This window comes from Crossiella cryophila (assembly GCF_014204915.1).
GTDB lineage: Bacteria > Actinomycetota > Actinomycetes > Mycobacteriales > Pseudonocardiaceae > Crossiella > Crossiella cryophila.
The window spans coordinates 9066229-9085829 of record NZ_JACHMH010000001.1 but is presented as its reverse complement, the minus strand read 5'-3'; the positions used below and the strand labels follow the sequence as shown (position 1 = coordinate 9085829).

Sequence of the window (19601 nt, the reverse complement as noted above, 5' to 3'; positions counted from 1 at the left end):
TAACTTGGCGGGCATGGCGCCACGGGATCCGGTTGCGAAGCGACGGCAGTTGATCGAGGCGGGGCTGGCCGAGTTCGCCGAGTACGGCATCGCGGGGGCGCGGGTGGACCGGATCGCGGCGCGGGCCGGGTGCAGTGCGGGGCTGGTCTACACGCACTTCGGCAGCAAGGAGGAGCTGTTCCAGGCGGTGTACGGGTTCATCGTGGCGCAGGTGGTCGAGGGGGCGCCGATCACCGCTGAGGACCTGCCGGGGTACGCGGGCGCGCTTTTCGAGGCGCAGCAGGACAATCCGGCGATCATGCGACTGGTCGCCTGGCATCGGCTGGAGGCCACCGAGGGCGAGATGCTGGATGTGGTGCTCAAGGCCAATGGGGACAAGGCCGAGCGGATCCGTGAAGCGCAGCTGGCGGGGCGGATCACTGACCGGTACACGCCGGGGGAGTTGCTGTTGCTGGTGACCGGGGTGGCCTCGCTGTGGTCCAACTCGACCGACGCGGAGCTGCGACAGCTCGGGCCCGCCACCAGGGACGGGCAGCGGGCCTTGGTGGAGAAGGTGATCAGGGACCTGGTCGAGCCGAGGTGATGGGGGCGGCGGCGGGCCGCCCCCATCGGCTCAGTACATCGTGCGGCGGCTGACCTTCTCGGTGAACCAGGCGAACCGGGAGCCGAGCAGGGCCTGTAGCGCGTTGAGCGCGTGCGCGTCCGGGCCGATCAGGATGCGGGCCTGGTCGCGCTGGATGCCGCGGATGATGGTCTTGGCCGCGACGCGGGCGCTGGTGCCGGCGATCCGGTCGAAGGAGGTGCTCATCGCCTTGCCCGCCTCCGGGCTCTGGTGCCGGGCGTTGTTCACGATGTTGGTCTTGATCCCGCCGGGGTGCACGCAGCTCACGCCGACCGGGTGGCCGTCGATGCGCAGTTCCTGGCGCAGCGACTCGGTGAAGCCGCGCACCGCGTACTTCGCCGCGTGGTAAGCCGTCTGCCTTGGCACGGTGAACAGACCGAACAGGCTGGAGATGTTGACCAGGTAGCCGTCCCCGGAGTCGATCAGGTGCGGCAGGAAAGCCTTGGTGCCGTTGAGCACGCCACCGAAGTCGATGTTCATCACCCAGTCGAAGTCGGCGATGTCGGTCTCGGTGAAGCTGGACGTGGCCGTGACGCCGGCGTTGTTGATGACCAGTTCGACCCGGCCGAACTCGGCCACCACCTCATCCGCGTGCGCCAGCACCGCGGCCCGGTCGGCCACGTCCAGGTGGTAGCCCTGGGTCTTCGCGCCGATCCTGGTGCACTGGCGGACCGTCTCGCCGAGGCCGTAATCGTCCACATCGGACAGTGCGAGCAGGCTGCCCCGGCTGGCCAGGTCCAGGGCCAGTGCCCGGCCGATGCCCGAACCGGCGCCGGTGATCACCGCCACCCGGCCGCGGAACTCGCGCATGTCAGCGCACCGCCTTGTCGGCCTTGGGCAACGCGGTCGCGTCGGTGGTGGCGCGCAACCGGATCGAGTAGGCGTGCGCGTCGAACTTGCGGGTGATCTGCCGGTAGGTCCAGGTGAAGGTCGGCCACAGGGTGGTGTTGCGGCCCTTCGGGTCCAGGTACCAGCTCTCGCAGCCGCCGGTCAGCCAGACCGTGCCCTTCATCTGCTTCTGCACCCGCTCGTTGAACTTGTGCACCCGGTCCACCCGGGGGTCGATGTCCACGACCTCCTCGCGCCCCAGCACCTTCAGCGCGTCCATCACGTAGTTGACCTGCGACTCGATCATGAACACGATCGAGTTGTGGCCGAGGCCGGTGTTCGGGCCGACGAGCATGAACAGGTTGGGGAACCCGGCGATCGTGGTGCCCTTGTACGCCTCCATACCCTCCTTCCACGCCTCGCCGAGCCGCACGCCGCCCTTGCCGTAGACCTTCTCCATCGCGGGCGGGTCGGTGGCGTGGAAGCCGGTGCCGTAGATGATGGTGTCCACCGGGCGCTCGGTGCCGTCCGCGGTGACCACGGAGTTGGCCCGCACCTCGGTGATCCGGTCCGTCACGACGTCCACATTGGACTGTGCGAGAGCGGGGTAGTAGTCGTTGGAGATCAGGATCCGCTTGCAGCCCATGGCGAAGGTGGGCAGCAGCTTCTTCCGCAGCTCCCTGTCCTTCACCGCGCGGAACAGGTTCTTCTTCGCGAACCGCTCACCCATCCGCAGCATCTTGGGCTGCCGGGTGAAGCCGATCACGTAGGTCTCCCGGCCCCAGTAGATCGCCGCGCGCACCAGGCGCTGCAACGGCGGGAAGGCGCGGAACAGGGTGCGCTCGATCGCGGTGATCGGCCGGTCCCGGCGCGGCATCACCCAGGGCGCGGTGCGCTGGAACAGGTGCAGCTCGGCCACCTTCGGCTGGATCTGCGGCACGAACTGGATCGCCGAGGCGCCGGTGCCGATCACCGCCACCCGCTTGCCCGCGAAGTCGTGCTCGTGGTCCCAGCGCGCGGAGTGGAAGGCGTTGCCCTGGAAGGTGTCCAGGCCCTTGATGTCGGGCAGCTGCGGCTCGCACAGCGGGCCCATGCCGGAGACCAGTACCTTGGCCGCGAACACGCCCTGGGTGGTGCGCACGATCCACCGGCCGCGCTGCTCGTCCCAGTCCGCCCGCTCCACGTCGTGGCCGAACCGGATGTGCGGGTACACGCCCTGGTCCCGCGCGGTGCGGCGCAGGTAGCGCCAGATCTCCGGCTGCGGGGAGAACGAGCGCGTCCAGTCCGGGTTGGGCGCGAAGGAGAAGGAGTACAGGTGCGAGGGCACGTCGCAGGCCGCACCAGGGTAGGTGTTGTCCCGCCAGGTGCCGCCGACCTCCTGCGCGCGCTCGAGCAGGACGAAGTCGGTGATGCCGCGCTGTTTCATCCGGATGGCCATGGCGAGGCCGGCGAATCCGGTGCCGATGACGGCTACGTGCACCTCGTGCATGGGTCCGCCTCCTTATTGAGTGCTATTCAATAAGCTACTGGTGTTGTTGAACCGAAGTCAATAAGCTGGACGGCGTGGCCCAGCGCACTCGTCTCAGCCCCGACCTCCGGCGGGCTCAGCTGCTCAAACTCGGTGTGGAGCTGCTCAGCACGCGCACCCTGGACGAGCTGTCCATCGACGATCTGGCCGCCGAGGCGGGCATCTCCACCGGCCTGCTGTTCCACTACTTCGGCTCCAAGCGCGAGTTCCACCTGGCCGTGGCCAGGGCCGCGGCCACCCAGTTGCTGGACTTCCTGGCCCCCGACCCGGCACTGCCGCCGGTGCCGCGGATGCGGCAGAGCCTGATCGGCTTCGTGGACTACGTGACGCAGAACCGGGACGCCTACACCTCGCTGGTGCGCGGCGCGGCCACCGGCGATGAGGCCATGCGCGCGCTGTTCGAGCAGACCAGGACCGCGATCGCGGAGATCGTCCTGCACAACGTGGACGACCTGGGCATCGAGCCGACCCCGAAGCTGGCGATGACCGTGCGCGGCTGGGTCGCCTTCGCCGAGGAGGTCACCATCACCTGGCTGCGGCAGGAGGAGGTCGACCGGGACGGGCTGCTGGAGCTGCTGGAGCGCGGCTTCTTCCAGCTCGCCATGGTCGCGGTCGGCGTCGACGCGGTCGCGCCGTACCTGCCTGATCTGTCCTGATTCAGCCGGATCCGGGCAACCGGACCGCTCATCCGGTCGGATGAGTCGCGGTGCTACCGTCAATGCCGTGCGCAGCCGGTACCTGAGCCCTGGATGGCTGGCCGGGCATGTCCTGGTGCTGCTGGTCGCGCTCGTGTGCGGCTGGCTCGGCTGGTGGCAGCTCGAACGGGCGCTCTCCACCACCGGCAGCGGCCTGAACCTGGGTTACGCGTTGCAGTGGCCGCTGTTCGGCATCTTCGGCATCGTCGGCTGGATCCGGTTCCTGCGCATGGAGTCCACCCGCGCGGACGAGGACCAGGACGAGAGCGCCGAGGCGCCCGAACCCGAGGTGCCCGAGCAGCCCGCCGAGCCGGTGGCGGAGAAGTGGCTGCCAGGACGGCCCCGGCCGGCGGCCCAGGACGCGGACATCGACCCCGAGCTGGCGGAGTACAACCGCTACCTCAAGCAGAAGGCGGAACAGTGGCAACAAAGGTGAAGCCCGGAACCCTGTCCCGGTTCCGGATCATGGCCTACATCGTCGGCGTCGGCCTGCTCGCGCTGGTGCTGGTGGCCATGCCGTTGAAGTACCTCGCGGACATGCCGCTGCTGGTCGCCTTCATCGGCCCCATCCACGGCTTCCTCTACGCCGTCTACCTGGTGCTGGCCTTCGATCTGGCGCTCAAGGCCAAGTGGTCGATCGGCGGCACCCTGCTGGTGCTGCTGGCCGGGACGGTGCCGTTCCTGTCCTTCGTGGCCGAGCGCTGGGTGACCCGCAAGGTCCAGGCGGGCGAGAAGATCTAGCCGGGCCCCGGTCTAGTCGGCGGAGCGCTGGCGGACCAGCACCTCGACCCCGTCCAGCACTCTGGCCAGCCCGAACTCGAAGGCGTGCGCCGGGTCGACCGCGCCGCCGTGCTGCATCCCGGCGGCCTGGCCGACCCGGCTGGCCACCGGGTAGCGCGCCGGGTCCAGGACCTTGCTCAGCAGCGGGGCGTGCGCCTGCCACCACTGCTCGTCGGTGACGCCGCTGCTCTGGTTGGCCACCGCGATCTCGGCGGCGTTGCGCACCGCGCTGTGCACGTAGTCCAGCACCAGCCACAGCACCGAGTCCATCTCGACGTCGCTGAGGCCGATGCCGTCGATGGCGCTGAGTTCGTGGTCGTACTTGGCAGTGACGTTCGGGCCCAGCACCGGGCGGCTCATCAGCACGTGCGGCAGCCAGGCGTGCCGCTGGTAGAGCGCCTGGTTCTGCCGGGCCAGGTGTTCCAGCCGGTCCCGCCAGCCGCCCTCGGGGTGCTCGCGGGGGAGTTCGCCGAAGACGGTGTCCAGCATGACGTCGATCAGCTCGCCCTTGCCTGGCACGTAGGTGTAGAGCGACATGGTGCCCACGCCCAGTTCCTCGGCCACCCGGCGCATGGACAGCGCGCCGAGGCCCTCGGTGTCGGCCAGGTCGATCGCGGTGCGCACGATCCGGTCCACGTTCAGCTCGGGCTTGCCCTTGCGGCTGGCCCGTTCGCTGGTGCGCCACAACAGGGCCAGGCTGCGCGCCGGGTCCCCGTGGCCGCTGTACTCGATGTTCGCCATGGCCGGATCAGCCTAAAGGGGTGTGGTTGAGGCTGGCCGGTCCGGGTATTCGGCTGGGCGTACCCACCACGAGGAGGACCCCATGGCCCGCGACGCGGTTTCGCTCATCAAGGCCGATCATCGCCTCATGGAGCGGTTGTTCGAGCAGCTCAAGCAAGCCAAGCCGGCGGAGCGGGCGCAGCGCCTCGACGAGATCGAGGTGCGCCTGGCCGCGCACAGCCGGGCCGAGGAGATCCACGTCTACCCGGTGCTGATGGTCGCCGACCCCGGTGAGCAGGCGCAGGTGCGGCACGGCACCGAGGAGCACCTGGAGGCGGCCGAGCTGCTGGCCAAGGCCAAGGCGGGCAAGCCGAATTTCACCGTGGCCTTCCGGAAGTTCGTCGACGCGATCGACCACCACGTCAAGGAGGAGGAGACCGAGCTGCTCCCCGCCCTGCGCGCGGCGGTGGACCGGGAGGAGCTGACGCGCCTCGGCGAGCTGTTCGACCACGCGCGGCAGACCTACCTGACCGCAGCCGGGATCGCCCCGGACGTGCCGGCACAGGTCACCAAGGAAGAGCTGTACCAGCAGGCCAAGGCCGCCGACATCCCCGGGCGGTCGAACATGTCCAAAGACCAGCTCGCCAGGGCGGTGCGCAGGACCTGACCCGGCGAGTTCCGGAGGCGCGGGCCGCGTCCACCGCTCAGATCGGCGCGGCCAGCGCCTCTTCCAGGGTCTCCCGCAGGTCGAACAGGGTGCTCAGACCGGTGGTGGCCAGCGGCCGGAACACGGTGCGGTTGCCCGCGACCAGGCGCAGCGCGGTGCCCTTGCCCTGCGCCGCCTCGCGCGCCTCGACCAGCGCGGCCAGGCCGCTGGAGCCGAGGAAGGAGACCCCGCTCAGGTCGATCACCAGCAGCGGGCGGCTGATCGCGAGCTGTTCCTCGATGCCGGACTTGAGCAGCGGGGTGGTCAGCAGGTCGACCTCGCCGCCGACCTTGAGCACCCCGGCTGACTCGGTGGAGGCCGCCGAGTCAAGATCGATCAGCGCCGCCGCGCGGGCCTGGTCCTCTGACTGCTCGCCGGCCGTCGACACTGCGTCCTCCACTGAAGCTTCCCGAAGTGAACAGGCGTTTCACTTTTACCGTAGGCAGCTACGGGGTAAGGCACAACATAGCCGGGGTTGGTGACACCGGTGTGGTCGGTGGGCCAACGCTCAGGAGGGCCGGGACGGTGGCTGGTGAGCGCGGTGGGGGAGAGGACCTGCTCGGGACGCGGCCGGACCTGACCAGGGTCCTGCAGGAACGCCTGCTGCCGACCGCGCTGCCGGTGCTGCCGGGGGCCAGGCTGGCCGCCCGCTACGCCACCGCCGGATCGGCGCGCAGCGCGGGCGGGGACTGGTACGACGCGATCAGCCTCGGCGACGGCAGGCTGGCGTTCAGCGTCGGTGACGTGGTGGGCAGCGGACCGGCGGCGGCCGCGGTGATGGGCCAGCTGCGCAGCGCGCTCTCGGCCTACCTGCTGGCCGGGATGGAACTGGCCGAGGTGATCACCCGGCTGGGCGAGTTCGCCCGCCGGATCCCCGGCGCGGCCGGGGCCACCGCCTGCATCGCGGTGCTCGACCCTGCCCTGGGCGAACTGAGCTACACCAGCGCCGCGCACCCGCCGATCGTGCGGGCCCGCCCTGGTGGCCGGGCCGTGTTCCTGCCAAGGGCCGACGGCAACCCGCTCGGGCTCGGCGACGGCGACTTCGCGCTGCGCCGGGCCCCGGTCGAACCCGGTGACCTGCTCCTGCTCTACTCCGACGGCGCGGTGGACCGCACCGGCAGGCCCCCGCATCGCGGCGCGGCCGGGTTGCTGGCCCGCATCGCGGAGATCGCCGCCGACCACGAGGCCACCGTGGACGCCTGCTGCGACCGGCTGCTGGCCGGGCTGCTGCCCGAGGGCCCACCGGCCGACGACATCGCGTTGCTGCTGCTGCGGGTGCGCTCACCGCACGCCCCGCTGGACCGGACCGTGCCAGGGCGTTCCGACCAGCTCGGCGTGCTGCGCCGGGAGCTGCGGGACTGGCTGGCCGAGCGGGAGATCGACGGCGAGGACGCGCTGGCGGTGCAGATCGCGGTCGGCGAGGCCACCGCGAACGCGGTCGAACACGCCTATCCCGGCGCCGATCCGGGCCCGGTCACGCTGACCGCCGAACTCGACCCGGCAGGCACGCTGCTGCTCGCCGTCACCGACGCCGGGAGCTGGCGGGTGCCGGATGAGGACCCGCACGGGCGGGGCAGGGGACTGCTGCTGATGCAGGCCGCGATGGACTCGGTGCGGGTGCGGCACACCGAGGCCGGCACCACGGTGGAACTGCGCCGCAGACTGGGCGCCGGGCCCGGCCGGGAGGTCGAACCCGGGCTGGACGAGCTGGCCGTGGTGATCGAGACCGGTCCTGGCGGCCCGCTGGTGCGGCTGCGCGGCGTGGTCGACTCCACCACCGTCGACCTGCTGCAACCCGTGCTGCGCCGGACCGGCCGGGGCGGCGCGCTGGCGCTGACCGTGGACCTGGCCGAGGTCGGTTACCTGGCCAGCGCCGGGGTCCGGATGTTCTTCGAGCTGGCCGCCGAGGCCGCCGCGGCTGGTGGACGGCTGGTGCTGTGCGCCCCGCCGGGAACCTCGGCGGGCTATGTCGCCCGGCTCACCGGCCTGGACGCCTACGCCGAGGTGAGGACACGCTGACCGCGACACCGCCCGGCGAGGCCGCGGCCTGCGTGCCCACTCCCCGCACCGGCTCAGTCGGTGCCGAAGGTCTGGTCCCCGGGGGTCTGGCTGCTGCGGAAGTCGGTGATGGCCGTCTTGGCCGCGAACACCGCCGCGACGGCCTGCCCGACGGCGACCGCGCCCTTCACGCTGACCAGGTTCTTCTCCTTGGTCAGCCGGACCAGCAGCCGGACCGTGTTGATCGCCGACACCGCGGCGAAGGCCAGCTTCAGCACACCCTGGAGCAGTTCCAGCTTGTCCACAGTGGACTTGGCCTTGTTTTCCATCCGGCTCCTCCTATGACGACGGCTACAGAAAGCTCGGGTACCCCCATGGCCGGCCCGCACTCCGCTCCGGCACTCGCGTCACCCGCTGCGTATTCTCCGGGGGACGAGGGAGGCAGGCCGGAGGTGGGTGACCCACAGGGCGACGGACGGCTCTCGATCGTGCTGGTCGAGGACGATCGCGGGGACGCGTTCCTGGTCGAGGAGCTGATCGCCGAGGCAGGGCTGAGCGTTGACCTGCACTGGGCGCGCAGCGTCGCGGACGCCCGCCCGTACCTGCGGCCGGGCGTGCACTGCGTGCTGCTGGACCTCAACCTGCCCGACGCCGACGGCCTGCAGGCCCTGCACACCGTGCTGGAACGGGTGCCGGGCGCGGCCATCCTGGTGCTCACCGGGCACAGCGACGAGCAGCGTGGCGTCCGAGCGGTGGCAGCAGGCGCGCAGGACTACCTGGTCAAGGGGCAGGTCGACGGCGGGCTGCTGGCCAAGGCGATCCGGTTCTCGGTGGAGCGCAAGCGGGTCGAGGAGGGCCTGCGCAAACTGCGCGAGGCCGAGCTGCTCGCGCAGGAGAACTCCCGGCTGGAACGCGGTCTGCTGCCCACCCCGCTGCTGTCGGACCCGCGGATCGGCCACCGCACCCGGTACCGGCCCGGCCGCAGCCAGACCCTGGTCGGCGGCGATTTCTACGACCTGGTCGAGGCCGACGACGGCACCCTGTTCGTGCTCATCGGCGATGTCTCCGGGCACGGGCCGGACGAGGCCGCGCTCGGCGTGTGCCTGCGTGCGGGCTGGCGGACCCTGGTGCTGGCCGAGACCCCGCCGGAGCGGATGCTGCCCGCGCTCAACCGCAAGATCATCCGGCATCCGTACCCGCGGATGGTGTTCGCCACCGTGTGCATGCTGATCATCTCGCCGGACCGGCGGATCGCGCACCAGTACCTGGCCGGGCACCCGCCGCCGATCGCGCTGGCCGGTCCGGACACCCGGCAGCTCCCGGAACGGCCGAGCGGGCCCGCGCTGGGCATCTTCGAGCGGAGCGAGTGGCCCGCGCTGCGGCTGGACCTGCCGCCGGAGTGGACGCTGCTGCTCTACACCGACGGGCTGTTCGAGGGCCGGACCGGGCGGGGCAGGGAACGGCTCGGCGAGGACGGTCTGGTCCGGCTGCTGCGGGCGCGTCCGCAACCCGGCCCCGATCCCGCGCGCTGGCTGGACGAGGTGATCAACGAGGTGCAGCAGCTCAACGGCGGCCCGCTCACCGACGACGTGGCCATGCTGCAACTGTCCTTCCACCCCTCAGCCGGATGAACGCGGCCGAGGTCACCGCACTGTCCACTGTGGATGAACGGCGGCGGTGGTCGCTGCGGCGGCGGCTCGCGGTGTCCTTCGGGGTGCTGGGCGCGTTGCTGGCCATCGGCGTGCTGGCCGGGGTGCTGGCCGCCTCCCGGCTCTTCGCCGCCAGCACCGAGGTGGTCGACGACGTGTCCCCGGCCCGGATCCGCTCGGCCATGCTGGGCCAGACCTACGGCGCCCAGCAGTTGGCCGTGCGTGACTACGTGCTCAGCGGCACCGAGAACCGGCTGGAGCGCTACCAGGCCGAGCGCAACCAGGAGTTCAGCACGCTGACCCGGCTGCGCGAACTGCTCGACGGCCGGACCGAACTGCTGTCCAAAGTGGACACGGTGGAGGCGGCGGCCCGGCGCTGGCAACGGGAACTGGCCGAACCGGCCATCGCCCAGGTCCGGCAGAACGGCGCCAGCGGGGCGCTGCTGGGCGGCCTGGACTACACCGAGCCGCGCTTCGTGGCCCTGCAGGAATCGCTGACCAAGCTGGACAGCGCGGTCGGCGCGCAGCGGCTGGCCAGCAAGGCCGCGATGGAGCGCGCGCTGTGGGTGCTCACCGGCCTCGGCATCGGGTTCGTGGCCTTCGCGCTGGTGTGCGCGGTGGTGCTGTGGTTCGCGTTGCGGCGCTGGGTGACCGGGCCGCTGCACATCCTGGGCGAGGAGACCACCAGGGTGGCCCAGGGCGATCTGGCCCGGCAAGTCGGCAGTGACGGGCCGCAGGAGATCGCCGCGCTGGCCGCGGACATCGAGGCCATGCGGGTGCAGATGTTCACCGCGCTGATGACCGCGGTGCGGGTGCAGGAGACGTTGCGCGAACAGGCCCAGCAGCTGGCCGAGTCCGCCGAGGAGCTGCGCCGCTCCAACGCCGAACTCGAGCAGTTCGCCTACGTCGCCTCGCACGACCTGCAGGAGCCGCTGCGCAAGGTGGCCAGCTTCTGCCAGCTGCTGCAACGCCGTTACGGCGGGCAGCTGGACGCGCGCGCGGACCAGTACATCGAGTTCGCGGTGGACGGCGCCAAGCGGATGCAACAGCTCATCAACGACATGCTGGCCTTCTCCAGGGTCGGCCGCGCCATCGGCGAGTTCACCCCGGTCGAACTGACCCAGGCCCTGGAACGGGCCCGCACCAGCCTGACCGCCGCCCGCGAGGAGACCGGCGCGGTGATCGAGTCCGACCCGCTGCCCAGGGTGCTCGGCAACCTCACCCTGCTCGCCCAGGTGCTGCAGAACCTGCTCGGCAACGCGATCAAGTTCCGCGGCCAGGACACCCCGCTGATCCGGATCAGCGTCGAGCGGCACGGCGCCGAATGGCTGTTCCGCTGCGCCGACAACGGGATCGGCATCGAACCGCAGTACGCGGAGAAGATCTTCGTGATGTTCCAGCGGTTGCACGCCAAGGCCGACTACACCGGCACCGGCATCGGCCTGGCGCTCTGCCGCAAGATCATCGAACACCACGGCGGCCGGATCTGGCTGGACACCGAGGTCCGCGCAGGCACTACGGTCTGTTGGACCCTGCCCGCGCTCGCCGAGGAGTCCGCGTGATCGATCCGTCCATCACCCGCCCCATCGAGGTCCTGCTGGTCGAGGACGATCCCGGTGATGTGCTGATGACCACCGAGGCATTCGAGGAGAACAAGGTCGGCAACCGGCTGCACGTGGTCAGCGACGGCGTGGCCGCGATGTCCTTCCTGCGCCGCGAGGGCCAGTACGCCGACGCCCCGCGCCCTGACCTGGTGCTGCTGGACCTCAACCTGCCCAAGATGGACGGCAGGGAGGTGCTCTCGGAGATCAAGAACGATCCGGCGCTGCGCCGGATCCCGGTGGTGATCCTGACGACCTCGGAGGCCGAGGAGGACGTGCTGCGCAGTTACCAGCTGCACGCCAACGCCTATGTCACCAAGCCGGTGGATTTCGAGCAGTTCGTGAAGGTGGTGCGGCAGGTGGACGACTTCTTCCTCACCGTGGTCCGGCTGCCCCGCAGCGACTGAGGTTCACAGCGCGAGCACCCGGCGCAGCCCGGCGTCCACATCGCGCATCAGTCGGAGCGGCAGCATGCCGACCTGCTCGGACAGGTCCTCCTTGTTGAGGGTGACCAGCGAGGTCACGTTGATCACGGAGTTCTTGGGCAGCCCGGTCGCGGTCCTGGGCAGGTAGACGTTGCCGGGGAAGAGGGCCAGTTTGGTGTTCGAGCTGACGGCCGCGACCAGCACGGTGCCCAGCCTGCTCACGTTGTAGGGGGCGGACTGCACGACGAGCACCGGGCGCAGCTTGGCCGGGCGGGAACCCTCGGCCTCGCCGAGATCGGCCCAGTGGATGCCGCCGCGTTCGATCACCACTCGTCAGCCATCCCGGCCAGGTGGCGGCGACCCGCGGCGACCGCGGCGGTGGTGGTCGTGTCCGGGCCCTCGACGTAGGCCAGGGCGGCATTGATCTGATTTGTCAGTGATTCTTCGTCGATATGTTCAAGATAGAATCGCGCGGCCCGCGTGAAGAACTCCGAGCGGGTGACTCCCAGTCGGTCCGCATACACCTCTACCTGGAGAAACGTCTCCCTTGGCACGGAGATCGCAGTTTTGGTACTCAGCGTCGTCATGGCCCGAGTATAACCCAGTTATACCGGCCGTGGCACCCCCGCCCGAAGTGCGGCGGGGGTGCCACGGATCAGCCGGTCACCGGGCGAACTGGAACCAGTTCACGTTCACGAAGTTCGCCCCGCCGCCACCGGCGGCCACCAGGTACAGCCGCTGCACCCCGGTGGCGTTGCCGCTGACGTTGGCCACCCGGCTCTGCCAGGTCTGCCAGCCGCCCGTGCTCGCCCCCGACACGGTGGCGACCACCGGACCGGTCGGCGAGCCGAGCCGATACTCCAGCGTCCCGGTGCCGGTCGCGCCGGAGGCCACCCTGGTGGTCACCGTGCGCGGGGCGGTGGCGCCGAAGTCGACGTCGGCGTAGGCGAGGTAGTCGCCAGCGGCCAGCCAGCCCACGTTCTGCCCGCAGCCGGAGTCGGTGCAGCGCTGCACATCGGTGCCGCGCTGCTCGTCGTAGTAGCTGGCGCCGATCAGGCTGTACGGGCTCTGGGTGGCCGGGAACCGGTCCCCGAAGCCGTAGCCGAACAGCGGGGTCTTGCCGTCGCCCACGTTGACCGGCTGCTGGGCGGCGCTGGCCATCCAGCTCACCGGCAGGGTCGCGGTGGGCTTGTGGTCGCCGAAGAGCACGTCGGCCACGCCGTTGCCCTCGGTGCCGGGCAGCCAGGCGGCCACCAGCGCGGTCCAGTCCGGCAGCTGCGGGGCGATGTCCAGTGGGCGGCCGGAGACCAGCACGGTGATCACCGGGATGCCTGCCGCCTTCAGCCGGTTCAGCGTGGCCAGGTCCTCCGCGTCCAGGCCGAGGCCGCCGGGGCGGTCGCCGTTGAACTCCGCGTACGGGGTTTCGCCGACCACCGCGATGGCGGCCTGGTAACTGCCGTCCACGCCGTTGCCGCCGCGCTCGTAGGTCACCGTGGTCTGCGGCGAGACCGCCGCCCGGATCCCTTGCAGCACAGTGGTTCCCGGCGTGATGTCACCACTGCTGCCCTGCCAGCTGATCGACCAGCCGCCGCTCTGGTTGCCGATGTCGTTGGCGTTCTTGCCGGCCACGAAGACCTTGCTCGCGGTCTTGGGCAGCGGCAGCACGCCGTTGGCGTTCTTCAGCAGCACCTGGGACTTGCGCACCGCCTCGCGGGCCAGCGCGCGGTGTGCGGGGCTGCCGACGGTGCCGGTGAAGGAGCGGTCGGTGAGCGGCTTCTCGAACAGGCCCAGCTCGAACTTCTTGGTCAGGATGCGCCGGTTGGCGTCGTCGATCCGGGACATCGGCACCCGGCCCGCCTGCACCTCCGCGCGCAGCAGGTCGATGAACTTCCGCCACTCCGCGGGCACCATCACCATGTCGATGCCCGCGTTGATCGACTGCCGCACCTCGGCCGCGGTGAAGCCGGGCTGGCCGTCGATCTGGTCGATCGCGTTGTAGTCGGAGACCACCAGGCCGGTGAAGCCCAGCTCGTTCTTGAGCAGGTCGGTGATCAGGTACTTGTGGCCGTGCAGCTTGGCGCCGTTCCAGCTGCTGTAGGTGATCATCACCGAGCCGACCTTGCGCGCGATGGCCTCGCGGAAGGGCGGCAGGTGCACCGAGCGCAGTTCGGCCTCGGAGATCTGGGTGTCGCCCTGGTCCTTGCCGCCGGTGGTGCCGCCGTCGCCGATCCAGTGCTTGGCGGTGGCCAGCACCGAACCGGGCTGGTTCAGCGCGCTGCCCTGCAGGCCGGTGATCATCGAGGTCATCGAGGTGGCGATCTCGGGGTGCTCGCCGAAGGACTCGTAGGTGCGGCCCCAGCGGTCGTTGCGGGCCACGCACAGGCAGGGCGCGAAGTCCCAGTCGATGCCGGTGCCCGCGACCTCCTTGGCGGTGGCCTCGCCGATCCGCTGCACCAGCGCCGGATCGCGGGTCGCGCCAAGGCCGATGTTGTGCGGGAAGATGGTCGCGCCGCGCACGTTGTTGTGCCCGTGCACCGCGTCCACCCCGTAGATCAGCGGGATGTTGAGCGGGGTGGCCAGCGAGGAGCGCTGGTAGTTGTCGTACATGTCGGCCCAGGCGGTGGCCGTGTTCGGGTTGGGCGCGGAACCGCCGCCGGAGAGCAGCGAGCCGAGCCGGTAGGTGGTCACGTCGGCCGCGCTGACCGAGGCGCGCTCGCCCTGGGTCATCTGGCCGATCTTCTCGTTCAGCGACATCCGGGGGAGCAGGTCGTTGACCCTGGCCGCCACCGGCTGGGCCGGGTCCTTGTAGATGGGGTCGGCCGCGGCGGCGGGACCCGCGGTGACCAGGGTCGAACTCAGCAGGGCGAGGGTGAGCGCGCCGGTGGTCAGTCTCGCGATCGACCGGCTTCCGTGAGCGCTCTCACGACGATGTGAAAGGGGCATGGCGGGGCCTTTCGGGAATTCGTTGCGACTCACAACAAGGCGGCACCCTGACCGTAACCGGTCAACCCCCGTTAGGTCTAGACCAATCAGGTCCCTACTTTCGGGCTGAACCGAGCAGTCTAGAAATACGGCCTGTTCGGCTTATCGACCCCATGTGGAAATGGAGCTACGCTTTTCTTCCATTTCCTTCGAGAGTGTTTCCGCAACAACCGCGAACGGTGAACTCTCTTTTCTAGCGTACCCCTGCACGCATGTCCACGGCTGTACGTGAGTGCAAACAGTGAATAGAGTCCGCCCTTACGTTCGCGCGAGCGTGCCTCACTTCCGTTCTGCACTAGAGCCAACCCTGCCCGGTGGTGCCAACAGGTGCCGTCCGGCAGCTCTGCGGGAGAGGAATTATTCGATGAGTGGAACACGGGACTGGCGGGGCAAGGCGGTGGCGGTAACGCTGCTGGCCGCTGCCACCACCGCCATGGCCGCCCTGCCTGCCGTCGCCGCGCCGGAGGCCGCCATCCGCAACGCGGGTGGTGAGGGCGCTGTGCCCAACAGCTTCATCGTCGTGCTGAAGGACAGCGCCGAGGTCAGGGCAACCTCGGTCGCCACGGTCGCGAGTGACCTCGCGAGCACCTATGGCGCAAAGGTCGGACGAACCTATGACACCGCCCTCCGTGGTTTCTCGGTGACCGCCGGGGAATCGCAGGCGCGGCGTCTGGCGGCTGACCCGAACGTCGCATTTGTCGAGCAGAACCGCACGGTGAGTATTTCCGGAACCCAGCCGAATCCGCCATCCTGGGGACTCGACCGAATCGACCAGCGGTCCCTCCCGCTGAATCAGTCGTATACGTATCCGGTTGACGGCGCCGGGGTGAGCGTCCACGTCATCGACACCGGTATCCGGGTGACGCACCAGGACTTCGGCGGCCGGGCGGTCTCCGGTTACGACTTCATCGACAACGACACCAACGCCGATGACTGCCAGGGGCACGGCACGCACGTCGCGGGCACCGTGGGTGGCACCGCGCACGGCGTGGCCAAGGCCGCCAAGCTGGTCGCGGTCCGCGTGCTGAACTGCCAGGGCTCTGGCACCTACGAGCAGGTCATCGCCGGTATCAACTGGGTGGCCAACAACGCGGTCAAGCCGGCCGCCGCCAACATGAGCCTGGGCGGCGGAGCCAGTGACGCCGTCGACGCCGCGGTCCGCGGCGGTATCGCCAAGGGCGTGACCTTCGCGCTCGCGGCTGGCAACGGCGACCCCTTCGGCCGCCCGCTGGACGCCTGCACGGTGTCCCCGGCGCGGACCCAGGAGGCCATCACCGTCGGCGCCACCGACATCAACGACAACAAGGCGACCTTCTCCAACTTCGGCACCTGCGTCGACATCTTCGCGCCAGGGGTGAACATCACCTCGGCGTGGAAGGACAACGACACCATCACCCGGACCATCTCCGGCACCTCGATGGCCGCCCCGCACGTCGCGGGTGCGGCGGCGCTGATCCTGCAGGCCAACCCGGCCTTCACCCCGCAGCAGGTGCGGGACGCCATGGTCAACGCGGCCACCCCGGACAAGGTGATCGGTCCTGGCACCGGCTCGCCGAACAAGCTGCTGTTCGTGGGTGAGGGCGGCACCGTGCCGCCGCCCACCTGCACCGTCACCAACGACACCGACATCCCGGTGCCGGACCTGGCCACCGTGGAGAGCCCGGTGACCGTGGCCAACTGCGCGGGCAACGCGGGCAACGTGACCGTGGACGTCAACATCAAGCACACCTGGCGTGGTGACCTGGTGGTCGACCTGCTGGCTCCGGACGGCACCCCGTACCGGCTGAAGAACTCCAGCGGTTCGGACAGCGCGGACGACGTGGTGGGCTCCTTCACCGCGAACGCCGCGGGCAAGGCCAAGAACGGCGTGTGGAAGCTGCGGGTGCAGGACGTGGCCCGTGCCGACACCGGCACCATCCTGACCTGGACCATCAAGCTCTGACGAACCCCCGGGGTGGCGGCGTGTTGGGTGAATCTCAACCGCCGCCACACCGGCGTCAGCCGGGTTAGCTTCACCGGGTGCCCACCGTTGTCGCTGGTTTCGTGCCGATCTGGGCACTGACCGGGGTGGGTTACCTGGTGCGCCGGACGAACCTGTTCGGCCTGGCCGCCGAACGCGCGCTGACCAGGGTGGTCTTCTACCTGGCGATGCCCGCGGTGCTGTTCACCACGCTGAGCCGGGTCTCGCTCAAGGGCCTGGCCAGCACCTCGATCCTGGCCTTCGCGGTGAGCACGGTCCTGGTCGGCGCGATCGGCCTGGCCGCCAGCCGCTGGCTGTTCCACCGCAGGCTGGCCGATCAGGCCATCGGCGGCATGTCCTCGGCCTATGTGAACGCGGCCAACCTGGGCATCCCGGTGGCCATCACCGTGCTCGGCGACCCGAGTTTCGTGGTGGCCGCGCTGATGTTCCAGCTGCTGGTCGTCATGCCGACGGTGCTCACCCTGATCGACACCGACCTCAACACCGGCGGCACCGGCCGCTTCCGCCGGGTCCTGCTGCTCCCGGTCCGCAACCCGGTGATCCTGGGCGCCGCGGGCGGTCTGGCCATGGCCGCCCTGGGCTGGCAGATCCCGCCCCTGCTCGCCCAGCCCCTGGACCTGCTGGGCGCCGCGGGCGTGCCACTCGCGCTGCTGGTGCTGGGCATGTCCCTGTTCGGCCGCGGCCAGTCAGCGGACCTGCCCCGCCGGAGCGAGGTGCTGCTGGTGGTGCTGCTCAAGATCGTGCTGCAGCCCCTGGTCTGCTTCCTGGTCGGCCACTTCGCCTTCGGCCTCACCGGCCCGCCGCTGCTGGCCGCGGTGCTCTTCGCCGCGCTGCCCACCGCGCAGAACGCCTTCGTCTTCGCCAGCCAGTACGAACTCCGGGCCGGCGCGCTGGCCCGGGACGCGATCCTGCTGACCACCCTGCTCTCGATGGCCAGCCTGACCCTGGTCGCCTACCTGCTCGCCTAGCCACACTCCCCGGACCACAACACGAACCGCCGATTCCGCGGCTGCTGCGCCCGTGCGCTGTCCGCGTGCGCCCGGATGAACCCGCGCAACCGGTCATCACCCACCGCGACCGGCTCCGGGTACACCACCCAGCTCACCGTCTCGTCGTACCCCGGCGTGGTCAACGACCCCTCGTACCGGTAGAAATCCCGCCCCGGCGGCAACAACGCGGCCAGGTCGAAGGCGAACGGCGGCACCTCCACCGGCACCCCCGGCTCCTCGGCGCCCAGATCGAGGAAGATCGCCACCGCGCACACCCGGAGATCCTGCTCGGCGCGCACGTGCACCGCGTGCAGCTCGGCGATGTGCGGCCCGGCCGGCACCCCGTCCAGCCAGTGCTCCACCGGCCGGTGGAAGTGCACGTTCACCATCCGGAACGCCCGCCCGTCCAGCAGCACGGTGTTGTCCGCCGCGGGCGCGAACCGGTACCCGTGCTCCTGCTTGCTGACCGAGAATGCCTGCTCGCCCTCGGCCCACTCCACCCGCACCCGGTCCCGCAGCCCCGGCGCGGACACCGCGCCCCCCAGGCTGATCGGCGACTGCTGATCTCCCATGAGGTGAAGCTACCGACGCCGGGGCCCGCCTCGCCCGCACAATCACCCGGTCGGGAGCGGCACCCGATAGGTCACGTGGGTCACCGCGGCGCTGCTCTCCACCAGCACCGGCTCCAGCTCCAGCCGCGGCCCCTGGTCGAACAGCGAGGTCCCCGCCCCCAGCAACACCGGCGCCACGTGCAACCGCAACTCCTCGACCAGCCCCGCGTGCATGGCCGCCCGGATCACCTGCGCCCCACCGGCCACCACCACATCCCGCCCACCGGCCGCGGCCCGCGCCCGATCCACCGCCCGCCGCACCCCGTCGGTGACGAACATGAACCGCGTGACGCCCTGGATGTGATCGCTCCGCTCGCGATTGGTGAGCACGAAACAAGGCCGCTGCCAGGCTCCGTCCCCACCCCACTTCCCGATCCCCACGTCGAAGAGCCGCCGCCCCAGCACGAACGCCCCGGTGTTGGCGAACATCCGCCCGGCGACCTCCAGGTCCGCGGCACTGGGTGGCGTGTCGCCGAACCCCAGCCAGTGGTGCAACCGCAGCCCGTGCAGGCCCATCGGCTGCGCCGCGCTCACCTCCGGCCCGGCGACGAACCCGTCCACCGACACGGTGATCTCCGCGATGACCCGTCCCACACCAACTCCCAGCCCCGCCGATTAGCGTGTCCGGTATGCCGGGCCAGACCCGGCGCACTGGGAGGAAACCCTATGGCCAGCCACACCCGCCCCATCTGCCGGACCTGCGGCACCCAATACGCGGCGCCCCGCCCGGACTGCCCCATCTGCACCGACGAACGTCAGTACGTCCCCAGCACCGGCCAGCAATGGACCACCTTCGAGGACCTGCGCGCAGACCCGGCCCTCTCGGCCCGCATCGAACCCGAAGGCCCCGGCCTCACCGGTATCGGCACCAACCCCCGCTTCGCCATCGGCCAACGAGCCCTGCTGGTGAACACCCCCAACGGCAACATCCTCTGGGACTGCACCGCCTACCTGACCGACGAGATCATCACCGAGATCAACGACCAGGGCGGCCTGCACGCCATCGCCATCAGCCACCCGCACTACTACACCACCATGGTCGAGTGGTCCCACACCTTCGACGCCCCCATCCACCTGCACGAGAACGACGCCCAGTGGATCGGCCGCCCAGACCCCGGCATCCACCTCTGGTCCGGCACCCACAAGACCCTCCTGGACGAGGTGACCCTCATCAACCTGGGCGTCCACTTCGCCGGCGGCACGGTCCTGCATCGCGGCCAAACCCTGCTGACCGGCGACATCGTCCAGGTGATCCCGGACCGGACCCACGTGGCCTTCATGTACAGCTACCCCAACCTGATCCCCGAACGCCCGGCCGTGGTCCGCCGCGCCGCGGAACTCCTCAAGCCCTTGTCGTTCAACACGATCTACGGCGCCTGGTGGGACTCGAAGATCGAAACCAACGCCCACGAAATCGTCCAACGCTCAGCAGCCCGCTACCTCGCCTACACCCAAGAACCCTGACCCACCCCACGAAACCCCTTGC

At 70.1% G+C, this 19601-nt stretch carries 22 protein-coding genes and 1 pseudogene; 12 read left to right on the top strand and 11 right to left on the bottom strand.

The window, feature by feature from the left end; all coding sequences use genetic code 11:
* The first annotated feature begins 13 nt into the window (after window positions 1-13).
* A complete protein-coding gene (locus tag HNR67_RS38905) occupies window positions 14-583 on the top strand; it encodes a TetR family transcriptional regulator (RefSeq protein ID WP_185008326.1) in 570 nt (189 codons plus the stop codon).
* A 30-nt stretch (window positions 584-613) separates the two neighbouring features.
* Here HNR67_RS38905 and HNR67_RS38900 read toward each other — a convergent pair whose 3' ends face one another.
* A complete protein-coding gene (locus tag HNR67_RS38900) occupies window positions 614-1432 on the bottom strand; it encodes an SDR family NAD(P)-dependent oxidoreductase (protein WP_185008324.1) in 819 nt (272 codons plus the stop codon).
* Window position 1433: 1 nt separating this feature from the next.
* Window positions 1434-2939 carry a flavin-containing monooxygenase gene (locus HNR67_RS38895; protein ID WP_185008322.1) on the bottom strand — a complete coding sequence of 502 codons (1506 nt, stop codon included), beginning with the start codon at window positions 2937-2939 and terminating at the stop codon, window positions 1434-1436.
* Window positions 2940-3013: 74 nt separating this feature from the next.
* Between HNR67_RS38895 and HNR67_RS38890 the strand changes: the two genes are divergently transcribed.
* The 3 genes from HNR67_RS38890 (at window position 3014) to HNR67_RS43940 (ending at window position 4414) form a co-directional block, all read left to right on the top strand.
* Window positions 3014-3634 (top strand): TetR/AcrR family transcriptional regulator, encoded by a 621-nt coding sequence (locus HNR67_RS38890; RefSeq protein ID WP_185008320.1) that lies wholly within the window; start codon window positions 3014-3016, stop codon window positions 3632-3634.
* Window positions 3635-3701: 67 nt separating this feature from the next.
* The gene (locus HNR67_RS43945; RefSeq protein WP_312989087.1) at window positions 3702-4109 is read left to right on the top strand and encodes a hypothetical protein; all 408 of its coding nucleotides are present in this window, start codon (window positions 3702-3704) and stop codon (window positions 4107-4109) included.
* On the top strand, window positions 4106-4414 hold the full coding sequence (locus tag HNR67_RS43940) for a DUF3817 domain-containing protein (protein ID WP_312989085.1): 309 nt from the start codon (window positions 4106-4108) through the stop codon (window positions 4412-4414). The genes HNR67_RS43945 and HNR67_RS43940 overlap by 4 nt, the downstream gene beginning before the upstream one ends.
* Window positions 4415-4426: 12 nt before the next feature.
* Here HNR67_RS43940 and HNR67_RS38880 read toward each other — a convergent pair whose 3' ends face one another.
* Window positions 4427-5194: a TetR/AcrR family transcriptional regulator gene (locus HNR67_RS38880; RefSeq protein ID WP_185008316.1), complete on the bottom strand. Its 768-nt coding sequence runs from the start codon at window positions 5192-5194 to the stop codon at window positions 4427-4429.
* Between the two features lie 82 nt (window positions 5195-5276).
* Here HNR67_RS38880 and HNR67_RS38875 point away from each other — a divergent pair, with 82 nt between their 5' ends.
* Complete coding sequence (locus HNR67_RS38875) at window positions 5277-5840, top strand: hemerythrin domain-containing protein (RefSeq protein WP_185008314.1); 564 nt, start codon at window positions 5277-5279, stop codon at window positions 5838-5840.
* Between the two features lie 37 nt (window positions 5841-5877).
* Here the strand turns inward: HNR67_RS38875 and HNR67_RS38870 are convergent, their stop codons facing one another.
* A complete protein-coding gene (locus HNR67_RS38870; protein WP_185008312.1) occupies window positions 5878-6267 on the bottom strand; it encodes an STAS domain-containing protein in 390 nt (129 codons plus the stop codon).
* A gap of 137 nt (window positions 6268-6404) precedes the next feature.
* Between HNR67_RS38870 and HNR67_RS38865 the strand changes: the two genes are divergently transcribed.
* On the top strand, window positions 6405-7898 hold the full coding sequence (locus HNR67_RS38865) for a SpoIIE family protein phosphatase (RefSeq protein ID WP_185008310.1): 1494 nt from the start codon (window positions 6405-6407) through the stop codon (window positions 7896-7898).
* A 53-nt stretch (window positions 7899-7951) separates the two neighbouring features.
* Here HNR67_RS38865 and HNR67_RS38860 read toward each other — a convergent pair whose 3' ends face one another.
* Complete coding sequence (locus HNR67_RS38860) at window positions 7952-8206, bottom strand: hypothetical protein (RefSeq protein ID WP_185008308.1); 255 nt, start codon at window positions 8204-8206, stop codon at window positions 7952-7954.
* 123 nt (window positions 8207-8329) lie between these two features.
* Here HNR67_RS38860 and HNR67_RS38855 point away from each other — a divergent pair, with 123 nt between their 5' ends.
* From HNR67_RS38855 to HNR67_RS38845, 3 genes are read left to right on the top strand one after another with little or no spacing between them, the layout of a single operon-like run.
* Entirely contained in the window at window positions 8330-9508 is a 1179-nt protein-coding gene (locus tag HNR67_RS38855) for a PP2C family protein-serine/threonine phosphatase (RefSeq protein WP_312989082.1), read from the top strand.
* On the top strand, window positions 9505-11088 hold the full coding sequence (locus tag HNR67_RS38850; protein ID WP_185008304.1) for a sensor histidine kinase: 1584 nt from the start codon (window positions 9505-9507) through the stop codon (window positions 11086-11088). Before HNR67_RS38855 ends, HNR67_RS38850 begins: the two co-directional genes overlap by 4 nt.
* On the top strand, window positions 11085-11534 hold the full coding sequence (locus HNR67_RS38845) for a response regulator (RefSeq protein ID WP_407645164.1): 450 nt from the start codon (window positions 11085-11087) through the stop codon (window positions 11532-11534). The genes HNR67_RS38850 and HNR67_RS38845 overlap by 4 nt, the downstream gene beginning before the upstream one ends.
* A 3-nt stretch (window positions 11535-11537) precedes the next feature.
* Here HNR67_RS38845 and HNR67_RS38840 read toward each other — a convergent pair whose 3' ends face one another.
* The 4 genes and pseudogenes from HNR67_RS38840 to HNR67_RS38830 all read right to left on the bottom strand — a co-directional run.
* Window positions 11538-11882, bottom strand: coding sequence for a type II toxin-antitoxin system PemK/MazF family toxin (locus HNR67_RS38840; RefSeq protein WP_185008302.1), 345 nt, complete (start codon window positions 11880-11882; stop codon window positions 11538-11540).
* Complete coding sequence (locus tag HNR67_RS38835; protein WP_185008300.1) at window positions 11876-12139, bottom strand: CopG family transcriptional regulator; 264 nt, start codon at window positions 12137-12139, stop codon at window positions 11876-11878. The genes HNR67_RS38840 and HNR67_RS38835 overlap by 7 nt, the downstream gene beginning before the upstream one ends.
* A gap of 76 nt (window positions 12140-12215) precedes the next feature.
* Window positions 12216-12605 carry a carbohydrate-binding protein gene (locus HNR67_RS45375; RefSeq protein ID WP_312989695.1) on the bottom strand — a complete coding sequence of 130 codons (390 nt, stop codon included), beginning with the start codon at window positions 12603-12605 and terminating at the stop codon, window positions 12216-12218.
* Window positions 12606-12632: 27 nt separating this feature from the next.
* Window positions 12633-14495 (bottom strand): annotated as a pseudogene (locus HNR67_RS38830) (glycoside hydrolase family 3 protein); the annotation flags it as partial.
* A 403-nt stretch (window positions 14496-14898) separates the two neighbouring features.
* Between HNR67_RS38830 and HNR67_RS38825 the strand changes: the two are divergent.
* Complete coding sequence (locus tag HNR67_RS38825) at window positions 14899-16476, top strand: S8 family peptidase (protein ID WP_221490197.1); 1578 nt, start codon at window positions 14899-14901, stop codon at window positions 16474-16476.
* Between the two features lie 77 nt (window positions 16477-16553).
* Window positions 16554-17483 carry an AEC family transporter gene (locus HNR67_RS46545; protein ID WP_185008296.1) on the top strand — a complete coding sequence of 310 codons (930 nt, stop codon included), beginning with the start codon at window positions 16554-16556 and terminating at the stop codon, window positions 17481-17483.
* Here the strand turns inward: HNR67_RS46545 and HNR67_RS38815 are convergent.
* Both HNR67_RS38815 and HNR67_RS38810 read right to left on the bottom strand, forming a co-directional pair.
* Window positions 17480-18076 (bottom strand): carbonic anhydrase family protein, encoded by a 597-nt coding sequence (locus HNR67_RS38815; RefSeq protein WP_185008293.1) that lies wholly within the window; start codon window positions 18074-18076, stop codon window positions 17480-17482. The genes HNR67_RS46545 and HNR67_RS38815 overlap by 4 nt on opposite strands.
* A gap of 42 nt (window positions 18077-18118) precedes the next feature.
* Window positions 18119-18709 carry a dihydrofolate reductase family protein gene (locus HNR67_RS38810; RefSeq protein ID WP_185008292.1) on the bottom strand — a complete coding sequence of 197 codons (591 nt, stop codon included), beginning with the start codon at window positions 18707-18709 and terminating at the stop codon, window positions 18119-18121.
* A 72-nt stretch (window positions 18710-18781) separates the two neighbouring features.
* Between HNR67_RS38810 and HNR67_RS38805 the strand changes: the two genes are divergently transcribed.
* The gene (locus HNR67_RS38805; RefSeq protein WP_185008290.1) at window positions 18782-19579 is read left to right on the top strand and encodes an MBL fold metallo-hydrolase; all 798 of its coding nucleotides are present in this window, start codon (window positions 18782-18784) and stop codon (window positions 19577-19579) included.
* The last annotated feature ends 22 nt before the right edge of the window (window positions 19580-19601 follow it).

Excerpts from the sequence above, each read along its gene's own strand:
- HNR67_RS38905 (WP_185008326.1), top strand. The coding sequence starts at position 14 with ATGGCGCCACGGGATCCGGTTGCGAAGCGACGGCAGTTGATCGAGGCG.
- HNR67_RS38900 (WP_185008324.1), bottom strand. The coding sequence starts at position 1,432 with ATGCGCGAGTTCCGCGGCCGGGTGGCGGTGATCACCGGCGCCGGTTCG.
- HNR67_RS38895 (WP_185008322.1), bottom strand. The coding sequence starts at position 2,939 with ATGCACGAGGTGCACGTAGCCGTCATCGGCACCGGATTCGCCGGCCTC.
- HNR67_RS38880 (WP_185008316.1), bottom strand. The coding sequence starts at position 5,194 with ATGGCGAACATCGAGTACAGCGGCCACGGGGACCCGGCGCGCAGCCTG.
- HNR67_RS38875 (WP_185008314.1), top strand. The coding sequence starts at position 5,277 with ATGGCCCGCGACGCGGTTTCGCTCATCAAGGCCGATCATCGCCTCATG.
- HNR67_RS38860 (WP_185008308.1), bottom strand. The coding sequence starts at position 8,206 with ATGGAAAACAAGGCCAAGTCCACTGTGGACAAGCTGGAACTGCTCCAG.
- HNR67_RS38850 (WP_185008304.1), top strand. The coding sequence starts at position 9,505 with ATGAACGCGGCCGAGGTCACCGCACTGTCCACTGTGGATGAACGGCGG.
- HNR67_RS38835 (WP_185008300.1), bottom strand. The coding sequence starts at position 12,139 with ATGACGACGCTGAGTACCAAAACTGCGATCTCCGTGCCAAGGGAGACG.
- HNR67_RS38825 (WP_221490197.1), top strand. The coding sequence starts at position 14,899 with ATGAGTGGAACACGGGACTGGCGGGGCAAGGCGGTGGCGGTAACGCTG.
- HNR67_RS38815 (WP_185008293.1), bottom strand. The coding sequence starts at position 18,076 with ATGGGAGATCAGCAGTCGCCGATCAGCCTGGGGGGCGCGGTGTCCGCG.
- HNR67_RS38805 (WP_185008290.1), top strand. The coding sequence starts at position 18,782 with ATGGCCAGCCACACCCGCCCCATCTGCCGGACCTGCGGCACCCAATAC.